Source organism: Streptomyces sp. NBC_01549 (genome assembly GCF_026339955.1).
Taxonomy (GTDB): domain Bacteria; phylum Actinomycetota; class Actinomycetes; order Streptomycetales; family Streptomycetaceae; genus Streptomyces.
Genome location: NZ_JAPEPW010000001.1, coordinates 2,519,546 through 2,535,850, shown reverse-complemented (window position 1 = coordinate 2,535,850; position 16,305 = coordinate 2,519,546). Strand labels below are relative to the sequence as shown.

Annotated in this window: 3 protein-coding genes and 1 pseudogene; all 4 read left to right on the top strand. The window is 72.1% G+C overall.

All coding sequences use genetic code 11. The features are described from left to right. The first annotated feature begins 18 nt into the window (after positions 1 to 18). A complete protein-coding gene (locus OG819_RS10940; protein WP_266649134.1) occupies positions 19 to 957 on the top strand; it encodes a TauD/TfdA family dioxygenase in 939 nt (312 codons plus the stop codon). Positions 958 to 1,220: 263 nt separating this feature from the next. Beyond that, a complete protein-coding gene (locus OG819_RS10935) occupies positions 1,221 to 1,430 on the top strand; it encodes an MbtH family NRPS accessory protein (RefSeq protein ID WP_266584470.1) in 210 nt (69 codons plus the stop codon). Between the two features lie 101 nt (positions 1,431 to 1,531). Beyond that, positions 1,532 to 6,517, top strand: a complete 4,986-nt coding sequence (locus OG819_RS10930) for a non-ribosomal peptide synthetase (RefSeq protein WP_266649132.1) — start codon at positions 1,532 to 1,534, stop codon at positions 6,515 to 6,517. After that, positions 6,514 to 16,257: pseudogene (locus tag OG819_RS10925) on the top strand (amino acid adenylation domain-containing protein); the annotation flags it as partial. The gene OG819_RS10930 and the pseudogene OG819_RS10925, both read left to right, overlap by 4 nt. Positions 16,258 to 16,305: the final 48 nt, after the last annotated feature.

The window sequence follows — 16,305 nt, the reverse complement described above, 5'->3', positions numbered from 1 at the left end:
GACACGAGAGGAACTACCATGACCGACCGCAACGGCTGGTCGCCGCTGGAGATCACGCCGGGCGACGTGGGCGCAGCGGCGACCCCGGAGGCGCTCGTCGAGCACCTCGACAGCATCGACCTGGCCGGGCTGCTCGTCCGCGAGAAGGTCGTGGTCTTCCGCGGGTTCAAGGTGCCCGGCGAGGGGCTGGACCCGGTCCTCGACCGGCTGCTGCCCCGCCGCCTCGCCTACGTGCACGGCAACTCGCCGCGCACCAAGGTTGGCTCCAACGTGTACACCTCGACGGAGTACCCGCAGGAGTACACCATCTCGATGCACAACGAGATGTCGTACGCCCACGCCTGGCCTACCCGGCTCGCCTTCTACTGCGCCGTCGCGCCGGAGACCGGCGGTGCCACTCCGGTCGTCGACGCCGCGCTGTGGCTGGAGGCCCTCGACCCGGAGGTCCGCGAGGCCTTCGAGGCCGGGGTGCGCTACACGCAGAACCTGCATGGCGGCAGGGGCCTCGGCAAGAGCTGGCAGGACACCTTCGAAACCGGGGACCGGGACGAGGTCGACGTCTTCCTCAAGGAGGCGGAGGCCGAGTGGAGCTGGGGGCCGGGCAACAGCCTGAAGGTCAGCCAGCTGCGCCACTCCACGATGCGCCACCCGGTCACCGGCGCCGAGGTCTGGTTCAACCAGTCCGACCAGTGGCACCCGGCCTCGCTCGGCGACGACACCGCGAAGGCGCTCGCCCAGATCATGCCGGCCGACGAGCTGCCGCAGTCCGTGACCTTCGCGGACGGCAGCCCGATCCCGGACGAGTACGTCCTGCAGGTGCGCGACCGTGGCCTGGAGAACGCGGTGAACGTCGACTGGCACGAGGGCGACCTGCTGCTCATCGACAACCTGCTGGTCGGCCATGGCCGCCGCCCGTTCACCGGCCCGCGCCGGATCCTCGTCGCGATGTCCGACTGACGGCCGGTCCGACCGGCCAACCTTCGTAGGTCAACTTCCGTTGGCCGACCCCGGTTGGTCAATCTCCGTTGGCCGACCCCGGTTGGCCAACCTCCGTAGGCACCCCCCCGCAGCGGGGCCCAGCCGGTGGATCCCCCGCCATCGGCCGGGCCCCGCCGGTCTGTTTCAGGCCTCGTATAGGCCGGATATGGGCCCGGATCGAAAACTGGCCAACGCATTACGACCAGCACACCACCGCTCCACCGAAAACACAGGAGACCACCGTGTCCGAGCAGCACGAATCCGCCATCACCCACCGCGTCGTGCTCAACGACGAGGAGCAGTACTCGATCTGGTGGGCCGACCGTGACCTGCCGGCCGGCTGGCACGCCGAGGGCACCGAGGGCACCCGCGAGGAGTGCCTGGCCCACATCGAGCGGATCTGGACCGACCTGCGCCCGGCCAGCCTCCGCCGTCGGATGGACGCCGCGTAACCGGCCCGGCTCCGGCCGACGGCGCACCACGCGTACGACCGGGCTCCCGCCCGGCACCCCGCTCTCGATCAGTCACTCACCACACGAGGAGCACACCCTCCATGTTTCCCGAGTCACGGACGGACGCATCGGCCGATGCAGCCCAGCTCACCCCCGTGCTCGTCGGCCGTCAGGCTTCGCTGACTCCGGAAGCGATCGCCGTGGAGCACGGTCGGCAGCGGATGACGTACGCGGAGCTCGACGCCCGCAGCAACCGGCTCGCCCACCTGCTGAGGGCCCAGGGCGCCGGACCCGACCTGCCGGTCGGCGTCCGGCTCGCCCGCGGCCTCGACCTGGTCGTCGGACTGCTCGCCATCTGGCGGGCCGGTGCCGCTTACCTGCCGCTGGACACCGAGGCGCCGCGGTCCCGCACCTCCGCGCTGATCGCCGCGTCCGGCACCGCACTCGTCCTCACCGACGCCCGGGGCAGCGCCGCCGTCACCGACGCCGGGGCCCGGCCCGTCGTCCCCGAGGACCTTGCCGCCGAACTCCGGGAGCAGCCCGCCGGCGCCCCGGTCACCGGCGTGCACAGCACCAACGCCGCCTACGTCCTGCACACCTCCGGCTCCACCGGCACCCCCAAGGGCGTCGTGGTCAGCCACGCCGGCATCGCCAACCGCATCGGCTGGGCGGTGCGACAGCACGGACTCTCGACCGCCGACCGGGTGCTGCAGAAGACCGCCCTGGTTTTCGACGCCCATGTCTGGGAGGTCTTCGCCCCGCTGGTCAGCGGCGGCACCGTGGTGCTCGCCCCGGCCGGTGCCGAACGCGATCCGGCCGCCCTGGTCCGCGCGGTCGGCGAGCACCGGATCACCGTGCTGCAGGTCGTGCCGTCCGTGCTGCGCCTGCTCGTCGCCGAGGACGGCTGGCAGAAGTGCGGCGAGCTGCGCCTGGTGTGCTGTGCCGGTGAGCCGCTGCACGCTGAACTCGCCCAACGGCTGCGGGCGTTGAGCGATGCCGAGTTGTGGAACACCTATGGTCCGACCGAGTGCTCCATCGACGTCACCGCGCACCGGTTCGACCCCGCCCAGCTGACCGGCCCGGTGCCGATCGGCCGCCCCATCGAGAAGACGCGCGTCCTGGTCGTGGACGCGTCAGGCAGCCCGGTCGGCGTCGGTGTCCCCGGCGAGCTGCTCGCGGGCGGTGCCGGTGTGGCGCGCGGCTATCTCGGCCGCCCCGGCCAGACCGCCGAGCGCTTCCTGCCCGACCCGTTCGCCAAGGACGGCAGCCGCCTGTACCGCACCGGCGACCGGGTCAGCTGGCGTGCCGACGGCGTACTCGAATACCTGGGCCGCATGGACGACCAGGTCAAGGTCAACGGCGTACGCATCGAACCCGCCGAGGTCGAGGCCCAGCTGGCCGCGCACCCGGCGATCGCCGGTGCCGTGGTCCGCCCCTACGCCGCGGCCGACGGCGCCACGCGGCTCGCCGCCTATTACGTGATCCGCGAGCCGGTCGCCGAGACCGAGCTGCGCGGCCACCTGCTGGAGCGGCTGCCCAGCACCCATGTGCCGGCCGCCCTGATCGAACTGGAGTCCTTCCCGCTGGGCCCGACCGGCAAGGTCGACCGGCGGGCGCTGCCCTCGCCCGACGCGGTCGCCGAACCGGCGGGCACCACCCCCGCCACCGAGGCCGAGCTCCTGGTCGCCGAGGCCTGGCAGAGTGTCCTCGACTTCGGCCCGCTCACCACCTCCAGCGACTTCTTCCGCGGCGGCGGCACCTCGCTCCAGCTCACCCGGGTCGCCGCCCGGCTGCGCGCCGCCACCGGCCGCGACATCTCCTTGCGCGCCCTGCTCGGCGCCCCCACCCTCGCCGACCACGCGGCCCTGCTGACGGCGGCCGCCGGGGAGGATTCCGCGCCCGTCCGGCCCGTTTCGCGCGAGGGCGGCCTTCCGCTCTCGTACGGGCAGCGCCGCCTGTGGTTCATGGACAAGATGCATCCGGCCAGTCCCGAGTGGGTCGCCGGTCTGCTGCTCAAGGTGCCCGCCGGCACCGCTTCCGAACTCGTCGGGCGGGCCCTGGACATCCTGGTCGCCCGGCACGAGGCGCTGCGCACCCGGTACGCCGAAGTGGACGGCGAGCCGCGCCAGTTCATCGAGGCGCCGACCGGCGTCCCGGTCCGCGCGATCACCACCGGCCGCGAGGGGCTGCCCGCCGTCCTCGCCGAGCTGCTCGGCACCGGCTTCCGCCTCGACGGCGGTGAGCTGCTGCGGGCCGCGCACATCACGCTCGACGACGACAGCGAGCTGCTCGCCGTCGCCATGCACCACATCACCACCGACGGCTGGTCCACCGCCGTCCTGGAGCGCGAGTTCCACCAGGTCCTCGCCGCGCTGACGGCCGGCGAGCAGCCGACCCTGCCGCAACTCGCCGTCCAGTACGCCGACTTCGCGGCCTGGCAGCAGGAGCGGCTCACGGGCGAGGTCGTCGGGCGCGAGCTCACGCACTGGCGCGCCGTCCTCGACGGACACCAGCCACTCGCCCTGCCCACCGACCACCCGCGTCCCGCCGTCCGCGACGGCCGCGGCGGCATCACCCCGGTCACCATCGACGCCGGCACCCTCGCGGCCGTCGACACGATCGCCCGCGAGCACGGCACCACCCGGTTCACCGTCCTGCTCACGGCGTACGCCACCGTCCTCGCCCGGCACAGCGGCCAGTGGGACCTGCCGGTCGGCACCCCGGTCGCCGGGCGCGAGCGGCCCGAACTCGACGGCGTCGTCGGCTTCTTCCTCAACAACGTGGTGCTGCGCTGTGTGCTCGACGGCGAACTCGGCTTCAACGACGCGGTCGCCAGGGTCGCCGCCATCACCCGAGACGCCTTCAGCCACCAGGACCTGCCGTTCGACCTCCTCGTCGACGAGCTGGCGCCCGACCGCGACCTGTCACGCACCCCGCTCTACCAGGCCGCCTTCGACCTGCACGGCGAGGACTTCAACGCCGCCGTCGACGGCGACACCGAGACGGTCCGCAGGATGTGGCGGATCACCCACACCGACCTCACCCTGCTGCTGCGCCCGGCCGCCGACGGCACCCTGGTGGGCGGCCTGGAGTACGCGACCAGCCTGTACGAGGAGGCCACCGCAGCCCGCCTCGCCGCCGGCCTGACCACCCTGCTCGCGTCCGCCACGGCCGACCCCGACCGCGCGCTCGGCGCCCTCGACCTGCTCACCCCCGGTGAGCACGCCGAGCTGACCCGCTGGGGCACCGCCGAGGCGCCCCAGCCCGTCATGTCGACGCCGCAGATGTTCGCCGCGCAGGCCGTGCGAACCCCGCACGCCACCGCCGTCGAGGGCGACGGGTTCGCCCTGACCTACCGGGAGCTGGCGGCCCGCGCCGCGCGGATCGCCCGCCACCTGCGTTCGATCGGAGTCCGCCAGGGCAGCACCGTCGGTGTCCTGCTCGACCGGGGCCCGGAGTTGCACGCGACACTGCTCGCCGTCTGGCAGGCCGGCGCGGCGTACGTGCCGATCGACCCGGCCTTCCCCGTCGAGCGGGTCACCGGGATGCTCGCGGACGCCGACGCCCGCGTCCTGGTCACCCAGAACGCCTGTGAGACAGGGGAGTTCGACGGCACGGTCGTACGGATCGACGGGGCCGACGCCGACGCGATCGCCGCACAGGACGCCTGGACGCCGCCACTGGAGGCCCACTTCGACGACCTGGCGTACATCATCTACACCTCTGGCTCGACCGGCCGCCCCAAGGGCGTCGCGGTCACCCACCGCGGCCTCGCCAACCACCTGAACTGGGCGGCAGCCGAGCTCGCGGGAGCGGGCACCGGCGGCGGCGCGGTCTTCTCCTCGGTCGCCTTCGACCTGGTCGTCCCCAACCTGTGGGCGCCGCTGCTCACCGGCCGGCGGGTACTGCTCCTTCCGCAGGACCTCGACCTGTCCGAACTCGGCGAGCGCCTGGCCGCGCACGCCCCGTTCAGCTTCCTCAAGCTGACGCCGGGCCATCTCGACGTCCTGACGCAGCAGTTGACCGAACGACAGGCAGCCTCGCTGGCCCCGATCGTGGTGGTCGCGGGCGAGGCCCTGGACGGCTCGCTCGCCGCCACCTGGGCTTCGCTGCTCGGTGAGGGCGGCCGGCTCATCAACGAGTACGGCCCGACCGAGGCCTCCGTGGGCACCAGCGTCCACCCGGTGGCGACCGGCACCGGCCCTGGCGTCGTGCCCATCGGCGGCCCGCTGCCCGGCATGGTCATGCGCGTCCTGGACGAGCGGATGCGGCCCGTCCCCGTCGGCGCGGTCGGCGAACTGTACGTCGGCGGCACCGGAGTCGCCCGCGGCTATGTCGGCCGCCCCGGCCTGACCGCCGAGAAGTTCCTGCCCGACCCGTACGGGCCCGCCGGAACCCGCCTCTACCGCACCGGGGACCTGGCGCGCTGGCTCGACGGCGGCGCCGTGGAGTTCCTCGGCCGCACCGACGACCAGGTCAAGATCCGCGGCTACCGGGTGGAGACCGGCGAGATCCGCGCGGTCCTGCTCGATCACCCCGGCGTCGCCGACGCGGTCGTCGTGCCGGTCGGCAGCGGCGCCCGGGTCCGGCTCGCCGCCTACTTCACCGCCGTCCCCGGCGGCGACGCGGACGCCGCATCCCTCGCCGCCCACAGCGCCCTGCTGCTGCCCCCGTACATGGTCCCGGGCAGCTTCACCGAGCTGGAGCGCATCCCGCTCAACCCGAACGGCAAGATCGACCGGCGCGCCCTGCCCGAGCCGGCGGCGGCCGAACCGCCGCGGCGCGCGCGCCCCGCCGACCCCGTCGAGGAGCGCCTCCTCGACATCTGGCGCGACGCCTGCGGGATCGAGGCCGGCCTCGACGACAACTTCTTCCACGCCGGTGGAAATTCGATCCTCGCGATCCGGCTCATCGCCGCGATCCAGACCGACTTCGAGATCACCCTGCCCGTACGCGCCGTGTTCGAGGGCCCGACCGTCGCCGAACTGGCGCAGACGATCGAGGACCGGATCCGCGCGGAGATCGCCGAGATGTCCGACTCCGAAGTGATGGCGGACTCGATGCTGCTGAAGGAGCAGAACGCATGAGCACCGAGGAAGCAACCACCGCCGTGCCCGCCCCGTCGGGCGCCTCACTCCGCGACGAACTGCTGCGCCGCCGCCTGGCCGGCCGCCGCGGCGCCCGCCGCGACGAGATCACCCGTGCCGAGCGCAGCGCCCCCCTGGCGCTCAGCGCCGGCCAGCAGCAGATGTGGTTCCTCAACCGCCTGGAGCCGGACAGCACCGAGTATCTGGTGCCGCTGGTGCTGCGGCTTCGCGGCACCCTCGACGCCGCCGCCCTCGGCCGCGCCTTCGAGACGATCGCCGCCCGCCACGAGATCCTGCGCACCCGGTACGCCTTCGAGAACGGCGGCCCGGTCCAGGTCGTGGACGCGCCCGGCGCCCGCGCGCTGCCGCTGCCGGTCGTCCCGCTCACCGAGGAACCGGCCGCCGAGCGCGAGCGGAAGGCCACCGAGGTGCTGCGCGAGCAGCTCGCCACCGGCTTCGACCTGGCCACCGAGTGGCCGGTGCGCGGCACGCTGCTGCGCCTCGCCGACGATGACCACATCCTGGCCTTCGTCTTCCACCACATCGCCTGCGACGCCTGGTCCACCCGCGTCTTCGGCGGCGAACTCAGCGCCCTGTACGCGGCGTTCGTCTCCGGCCACGAGGCTCAGCTGCCGCCGCTCACCCTCCAGTACGCCGACTACGCGGCCTGGCAGCGGCAGCAGCTCGCCGGCCCCGGCGCCGAGGCTCACCTCGACTACTGGCGCGAGCGCCTGGCCGGCGTCGAGGCGACCGACCTGCCGACCGACCGGCCGCGCCCGGCCGTCCGCGACCACGCGGGCGCCGACCTGGACTTCGAGCTGCCCGACGGGCTCGCCGACCGGGTTCGAGAAGCCGCGCTGAAACACGACACCACGCCGTTCACCGTGCTGCTCACCGCCTACCAGACGCTGATCGCCCGCTACACCGGAAAGCGGGACGTGACCGTCGGAACCGTCGTCTCCGGGCGCGGCCGCCCCGAGCTCCAGCAGCTCATCGGCTACGGCATCAACACCCTCGTCCTGCGCGCCGGGTGGGACGATCAGGCCACGTTCGGCGGGCTCGTCGCATCCGGTCGGCGGCACATTTTGGACGCCTTCGACCACCAGCAGGTGCCGTTCGCGCAGCTGGTCGACGAGCTCCAGCCGGAGCGCGACCAGTCCCGCACCCCCCTCTACCAGGTCGCCTTCACCCTGCACGAGTGGCGCCTGGACTCCTTCGAGCTGCCCGGCCTCACGGTGGAACCGTTCGGTGACAGCGACGGCATCGCCAAGTGCGACCTCGCCCTCCAGGTGCAGGAACTGCCCGACGGCTCGTTCAGGGCCCGCTTCCAGTACGCCACCGCCCTCTTCGACCAGAGCACGGTCCGCCGCCTCGCCGGTAACTTCGTGCGCCTGCTCGACCAGGTCCTGGGGGTCCCGGACGCCCCCCTCGCGGCCATCGACATCCTCAGCGAGGCCGAGCGCGCCATCGTCACCGGCGCTCTGGACGGCCACCGCACCACCGAGCCGGTCACGTCCCTCGCTCATGAGTTGTTCGAGGCGTGGGTGGTGGGGGCGCCGGGGTCGGTGGCGGTGGTGGCGGGTGGGTTGTCGTTGTCGTATGCGGAGGTGAATGAGCGGGCGAACCGGTTGGCGCATGTGTTGCGTGGGGCGGGTGTGGGTCCGGAGGATCTGGTGGGTGTGCATCTGGAGCGGGGGGTGGATCTGGTTCCCACGCTGTTGGGTGTGCTGAAGTCGGGGGCGGGTTATCTGCCGTTGGATCCGGCGAATCCGGTGGAGCGTCTGGGGTTTGTGCTGGGGGACGCGGGTGCGCGGGTGGTGGTGACGACGTCGGCGTTGTTGCCGTCGTTGTCGGGTGTGTATGCGGGTGCGGTGGTGGTGCTGGACGCGCAGGAGACGTGTGCTGCGTTGGCTGCGGCTTCGGTGGAGAATCCGGTGCGGGTCTCTCATCCGGACAATGTGATCTACACGATCTATACGTCGGGTTCGACGGGTCGGCCCAAGGGTGTGGTGCTGAGCCATGCCAATGTCGTGCGGTTGTTGGAGACGGCGCAGGAGCATTACGGGTTCGATGAGTCCGATGTGTGGTCGATGGCGCACTCGTATGCCTTTGATGTGTCGGTTTTCGAGATGTGGGGTGCGCTGGCTCATGGTGGGCGGCTGGTGGTGGTTCCGCGGGCGGTGACGCGTGCGCCGGAGGAGTTTTTGGATCTGCTGGTCGGGGAGGAGGTGTCGGTCCTCTCTCAGACGCCGACCGCTTTCCGGTCCCTGGTCGCGGCCGCCGCCTCCGGTGATCCGCGTGTTCACGAGCTTTCCCTGCGTGCTGTCGTCTTCGCGGGCGAGAAGCTGGAGGTCTCCGAACTCCAGCCATGGACGGACAGACTGGGCCTCGACGCTCCCGTGCTCGTCAACATGTACGGCATCACCGAGACCACCGTGCACACCACCTACCACAAGGTCGAGGAACAGGACGTTGACGGCCTGGCGGCGAACCGCGTGGGCTACCCGCTCAGCGACCTTTCGGTCTATCTGCTGGACGCCTCGGGTTCGCTCGCGCCCGTCGGTGTACCGGGTGAGATCCATGTGGCGGGCCCGGGTGTGGCGCGCGGTTACCTCGGACGTCCGGACCTGACCGCGGAGCGGTTCGTGCCGAACCCGTTCGGGCCGGCCGGCGGCCGGATGTATCGCAGTGGTGACCTTGCCCGCCGCCGTGAGGACGGCAGCCTTGAGTTCCTGGGCCGTATCGACGACCAGGTCAAGATCCGCGGCTACCGCATCGAGCTCGGCGAGATCTCGGCCGCGTTGACCGCGCACGAGGACATCGCTCAGGCCGTCGTGGTCGTCCGCGAGGACACCCCCGGCGACAAGCGACTCGTCGGCTACCTCGTCCCGGCGCGGTCCGGTGCCGGGCTGCCCGTCGCCGAGATCCGCGCGGCCCTCGCCCGCGAGCTGCCCGAGTACATGGTTCCGGCCGCCTTCGTGGCGCTCGACACCATTCCGCTCACCACCAACGGCAAGCTCGACAAGCGCGCCCTGCCCGCCCCTGACGTCGCCCTCCAGCTGCGCGCCGCGGGCGAGTTCACCGCGCCGCGCACCCCGGACGAGGAGTCCGTCGCCGCCGTCTGGCGTTCGGTGCTCGGCGTCGAGCGGGTCGGCGTCCACGACAGCTTCTTCGAGCTGGGCGGTGACTCGATCCGCGCCGTCGCCCTGGTCGGCGAGCTCCGCGAGGCCGGCCACGAGGTCGCGGTCCGCGACGTCTTCGACTGCCGTACGGTTGCCCGCCTCACCGAGCTGGCCACCGGCCGCCCCGCCGCCACGGCCGCCGCCGAGCGCCGCGTCGCCCCCTTCGAGCTGATCGGCGACGAGGACCGGGCCGTCCTGCCCGCCGACGTCGTCGACGCCTACCCGCTGGGCCAGAACCAGCTGGGCATGGTCATCGAGATGCTGATGGACGACGGCCGCAACCACTACCACAACGTCTCCACCTTCCGGATCCGTGACCAGCACCCCTTCTCGCTCGACGCCCTCGTCGAGGCCGGCCGTATCGTCACCGCCCGGCACGAGGTGCTCCGCACGTCCATCGACCTGGCGTCCTACTCGCGACCCCTCCAGCTCGTCCACGCCACCGCCGAACTGCCCATCACCGCAAAGGACCTGACCGGCCTCGACGCCGAGCAGGTGGAGGCCGCGCTGCGCGCCTTCACCGTCGCTGAGCGGGCCCGCCTCTTCGACCTGGCAGTGCCGTCGCTGATGCGCTTCCACGCGCACACCACGGATGACGGCGGCTGGTGGATCTCGGTCACCGAGTGCCACCCCATCCTGGAAGGCTGGAGTCACCACTCCCTCCTGATGGAGCTGTTGACGACCTATCAGGCCATACGTGACGGCCGCGACCCGGAGCCGGCGGAGCTGCCCTCGCTGCGCTTCGCCGACTTCATCGCGGGCGAGCTCGCCGCCCTCGACTCGGCCGACGACCAGGCGTACTGGACCGAAGTCACCGAGAACCACGCCAAGTTCATCCTGCCCACCACCTGGGGCGAGCCAGGGGCCGCGCACACCACCTTCCAGACCGGCATCTCCTGGCAGGACCTGGAGTCGGGCCTGCGCGCGCTGGCTACGGCCGCCGACGCCTCCCTCAAGAGCGTCATGATCGCCGCCCACCTCAAGGTGCTCGGCCAGCTCACCCACGAGCAGGCCTTCCACACCGGCCTGGTCTGCGACGCGCGCCCCGAGGAGACAGGCGCCGACCGCGTCTACGGCATGTACCTCAACACGCTGCCGTTCCCGCACACCAAGGGCGCCCGCACCTGGCGTGAGCTGGTGGGCCGGACCTTCGCGGCCGAGGTCGAGCTGTGGGGTCACCGCCGTTACCCGCTGCCCACCGTCCAGCGCGACTGGGGCGGCACCGGCCGCCTCATGGACGTCTACTTCAACTACCAGGACTTCCGGCAGATCGACACCGACCTGGTGGACGAGCTGGCCGGCATCGACGACAGCCCCACCGAGTTCCCGCTCAGCGTCTCCTCGCGCGCCGGGCATGTCATCCTGACCGCCGACACCCGCGCCGTCACCCCGGCCCACGCCGAGCGGCTCGCCGAGATGTACCGGTCGGTCCTGGAGGCCATGGCCGCCGACGCGGACGGCGACGCCACCCGCACCTTCCTGCCAGAGGGCGAGCGGGCCGCCCTGTTCGCCGCCGCCGAGGGCCCCGCCACCGAGCCGGTCAGCCGCACCGCGCTCGAGGCGATCATGGCCACCGCGGCCCGTACGCCCGGCGCGGTCGCCGTCCGCGACGCCTCAGGTTCCCTCGACTACGCGGGGCTGTCCGCCCGTTCGGGGGCCCTGGCCCGCCGCGTTCGCGCGGCCGGCGCGGGTCCCGAATCCGTGGTCGGTGTGCTTCTCGACCCGACCGTCGACCTGCCGGCCGCCCTCCTCGCGGTGTGGCGGGCCGGAGCGGCGTACGTCCCGATGGACGGCTCCTGGCCGGCCGAGCGCATCGCGACCGTCGTCGCCGACGCCGGCTGCCCCGCCGTCGTCACCCAGGCCGAGTACGCCGATCGCTTCGCCGGATTCGGCGGCCGGGTCCTGCTCGTCGATGAGGACGCCGGCGTCCGGGGTATCGGTGAGGGTGCGGAGGTCCTGGACCCGAACCCGCTGCCCGGGGCCGACCCCGAGCAGCTCGCCTATGTCATCTACACCTCCGGCTCCACCGGCAGGCCCAAGGGCGTCCAGATCACCCACCGCTCGCTCGCGGGCTATCTGGACTGGGCGGTCGCCGACTACTTCGGCGGCGCCCCCGGCGACACCGCGCTGTTCTCGTCCGTCGCCTTCGACCTGGTCGTGCCGACGCTGTACGCCCCGCTGATGACCGGCGGCGCGCTGAACCTGTTCGGCTCCGAGCGCGACCTGTCCGAGCTCGGCGACTGGCTGGCCGAGTCGGGCCCGTACGGCTTCCTCAAGCTGACCCCCGGCCATCTGGAGATGCTGGGCCAGCAGTTCGACGGCGAGCGCGCGCACGGCCTCGCGCCGGTGCTCGTCGTCGGCGGCGAGGCCCTGCTCAGCCGCACCGCGGAGCGCTGGCTCGACCTCGTCGGCGGCGGCCGTGTCGTCAACGAGTACGGCCCGACCGAGATCACCGTCGGCAACAGCGTCCACGACGTCACCGGTCCCCAGGCAACCGAGATCGTGCCCGTGGGCCGTCCGCTGCCGGGCACCACGATGCATGTCCTCGACGACAACCTCCAGCCGGTACCGGTCGGCGGCACCGGCGAGCTGTACGTCGGCGGCCGCGGCCTCGCCCGCGGCTATGCGGGCCGCCCGGCCCAGACGGCGGCGTCCTTCCTGCCCGACCCGTTCGGCCCGGCCGGCGCCCGCCTCTATCGCACCGGCGACCTCGCCCGGGTCCTCGCCGACGGCACGGTCGACTTCCTCGGCCGTATCGACGGACAGGTCAAGATCCGCGGCTACCGCGTCGAGCCGGGCGAGATCGAGGCCGTTCTCGGCGGCCACCCGGCGATCGGCGAGGTCCGCGTCCTCGTCCATGAGAGCGCCACAGGCAAGCAGCTTGTCGCCTACGTCGTTCCCGTCGTCCCGGAGGGCGAACTGCCCCCGCACGCCGAGCTCGACGCGTACGCCGCCGACCGGCTGCCCCCGTACCTGCTGCCCTCCGCCTACCTGGCGCTGGAGCGCATCCCGCTGACCGCCAACGGCAAGCTGGACCAGCGCGCCCTGCCCGCCCCTGACGCCGCCGCCTTCGACGCGGCCCCGCACGTCGCGCCACGCACCCCCGCCGAGGAGCGGATGGCCGCGGTCTGGGCCGAGCACCTGGGCCTGGAGCGGGTCGGCGTCCTCGACAGCTTCTTCCAGCTGGGCGGCGACTCGATCCGCGCGGTCGGCCTGGTCGGCGCGTTGCGCGCGGCGGGGTTCGAGGTCGGCGTCCGTGAGGTCTTCGAGAAGGCCACCGTCGCCGCGCTCTGCGAGTCCGTCACCGGGCGCCCCGCGCCCACCGCGCAGGTCACCGCCGTCGAGCCGTTCGCGCTGCTCTCGGACGCGGACCGGGCGCTGCTGCCCGAGGGTCTGAGCGACGCCTACCCGCTGTCGCAGAACCAGACCGGCATGCTCGTGGAGACCCTCGCGTCGGACGGCCGCAACAACTATCACGACCTGACCTCCTTCCTGGTCCGTGACGGCGCGCCGTTCGACTTCGGCGCCCTTCAGCGGGCCGTGGAGGTCGTCGGTGCCCGCCACGACATCCTGCGCACCTCGGTCGACCTGACCGGGTACAGCGTGCCGATGCAACTGGTGCACAGCGAGGTCGCCATCCCGCTGGACCGGGCCGACGTGCGCCACCTCGACGAGGACCGACTGGCGGCGGAGCTGGCGGAGTTCGCCGCCACCGAGCGGGCCACCCTCTTCGACATGACGTCGTCCGCGCCACTGCTGCGGATCTTCGTCCACGTCCAGACCGACGCGGCCTGGCGGCTGACCTTCACCAAGAGCCACGCCATGCTGGAGGGCTGGAGCTACCACACCCTGCTCAACGAATTGGTGGAGGTCTACCGGGCGCTGCGCGACGACGCCGAGCCCGCCCCGTACGAGGCGCCGCCCGTGCGCTTCGCGGACACCGTCGCCGCCGAGCTCGCGTCCCTCGACGACGCCGAGGACCGCGCCTACTGGCAGGGCATCGTGGACACCCACGCGCCGTTCGCGCTGCCCGCCGACTGGCACGGCGACCGCACCGCACCCCCCGAGACGGTGGGGGCCGGCTTCTCCTACCGCGACCTGGAGCCCGCGCTGCGCGGCCTCGCGACCAAGGCGGGAGTGCCGATCAAGGCGGTGCTGCACGCGGCCCACCTGAAGGTGATGTCGCAACTGACCGACGAGGAGCGCTTCTTCACCGGCATCGTCGGCCACCAGAGGCCCGAAGTCCCCGGCTCCGAGCGCCTGTTGGGCATGTATCTCAACACGATGCCGCACGCCCACGACCGGTCCTCCCGAACCTGGGGTGGGCTGGTGAGGCAGGCCTTCGACGGTGAGGTCGCGGCCTGGCCGCACCGGAACTTCCCGCTGCCGGCCATCGAGAGCGGCGGCCGCCGCCTGATCGGCGTCTACTTCGTCTACCTCGACTTCCACCTCGTCGGGGAGGACCAGGTGGTCGACGAGGGCAACGGCATCAACAGCAGCTCCACCGAGTTCGGCCTCGGCGTCACCGCCATCGGCGGCTTCATCAGCCTCCGCGCCAGTTCGCACGTCCTGTCCGCCGAGAACGCGGAGCGCGTCGCGGGCATGTACCGCTCGGTCCTGGAGGCGATGGCCGCCGAGGGCGTCGACGGCGACGCCGGCGCGGTTCGGGTGACGGCCGGGGAGTACGACCTGCTCGTACGTGACGCCCGGACCCCGGGCTCCGAAGTCACCTCTCTCGCTCATGAGTTGTTCGAGGCGTGGGTGGTGGGGGCGCCGGGGTCGGTGGCGGTGGTGGCGGGTGGGTTGTCGTTGTCGTATGTGGAGGTGAATGAGCGGGCGAACCGGTTGGCGCATGTGTTGCGTGGGGCGGGTGTGGGTCCGGAGGATCTGGTGGGTGTGCATCTGGAGCGGGGGTGGATCTGGTTCCCACGCTGTTGGGTGTGCTGAAGTCGGGGGCGGGTTATCTGCCGTTGGATCCGGCGAATCCGGTGGAGCGTCTGGGGTTTGTGCTGGGGGACGCGGGTGCGCGGGTGGTGGTGACGACGTCGGCGTTGTTGCCGTCGTTGTCGGGTGTGTATGCGGGTGCGGTGGTGGTGCTGGACGCGCAGGAGACGTGTGCTGCGTTGGCTGCGGCTTCGGTGGAGAATCCGGTGCGGGTCTCTCATCCGGACAATGTGATCTACACGATCTATACGTCGGGTTCGACGGGTCGGCCCAAGGGTGTGGTGCTGAGCCATGCCAATGTCGTGCGGTTGTTGGAGACGGCGCAGGAGCATTACGGGTTCGATGAGTCCGATGTGTGGTCGATGGCGCACTCGTATGCCTTTGATGTGTCGGTTTTCGAGATGTGGGGTGCGCTGGCTCATGGTGGGCGGCTGGTGGTGGTTCCGCGGGCGGTGACGCGTGCGCCGGAGGAGTTTTTGGATCTGCTGGTCGGGGAGGAGGTGTCGGTCCTCTCTCAGACGCCGACCGCTTTCCGGTCCCTGGTCGCGGCCGCCGCCTCCGGTGATCCGCGTGTTCACGAGCTTTCCCTGCGTGCTGTCGTCTTCGCGGGCGAGAAGCTGGAGGTCTCCGAACTCCAGCCATGGACGGACAGACTGGGCCTCGACGCTCCCGTGCTCGTCAACATGTACGGCATCACCGAGACCACGGTGCACACCACCTACCACAAGGTGGACGGTGTGGACCTGGCCCGTCCGGCGGCCAGCCGGGTCGGGCATCCGCTCTCCGACCTCTCGGTGCTGCTGCTCGATGCGGACGGCCGGCCGGTGCCGGTCGGTGTACCGGGTGAGATCCATGTGGCGGGCCCGGGTGTGGCGCGCGGTTACCTCGGACGTCCGGACCTGACCGCGGAGCGGTTCGTGCCGAACCCGTTCGGGCCGGCCGGCGGCCGGATGTACCGAAGCGGCGACGTGGCCAAGCGGCTGGCCGACGGAGGCCTGGAAGTCCTGGGCCGTATCGACGACCAGGTCAAGATCCGCGGCTACCGCATCGAACTGGGCGAGATCGCCTCCGCGCTCGCCGCCGAGCCGTCCATCGCCCAGGCCGTCGTGGTCGTCCGCGAGGACACCCCCGGCGACAAGCAGCTCGTGGCGTACGCGGTGCCCGCCGAGGGCGGACTCGCCGATCCGCGCACGCTGCGTGAGAGCCTGGGCCGCGCACTGCCGGACTACATGGTCCCGGCCCTCTTCGTGGCGCTCGACACCATTCCGCTCACCACCAACGGCAAGCTCGACAAGCGCGCCCTGCCCGCCCCGGACCGCTCCGACCTGGCGGTGGCGGCCGGCTCGGTCGCCCCGCGCACCCCGCAGGAGCAGCGGCTCGCGCTGATCTGGGCCGACGCCCTCGGTCTGGACTCGGTCGGCGTCGAGGACGCGTTCTTCGACCTCGGCGGCGACTCGATCCGCGCCGTCGCGCTGGTCGGCGCGATGCGCGCGGCCGGTCTCGACGTGTCCGTCCGGGACGTCTTCGAGCGGCGCACCATCGCCTCGGTCGCCGAGCTGCTCGCGGGCCGCACCGCCCCGGTCGAGGAGTTCCGCACGGTCGAGCGGTTCGCGATGATCAGTGCGGCGGACCGGGCGCTGCTGCCGGTCGGCGTGGTCGACG

Coding starts and splice junctions, on each gene's coding strand:
- OG819_RS10930 (WP_266649132.1), top strand. CDS start 1,532: ATGTTTCCCGAGTCACGGACGGACGCATCGGCCGATGCAGCCCAGCTC.
- OG819_RS10940 (WP_266649134.1), top strand. CDS start 19: ATGACCGACCGCAACGGCTGGTCGCCGCTGGAGATCACGCCGGGCGAC.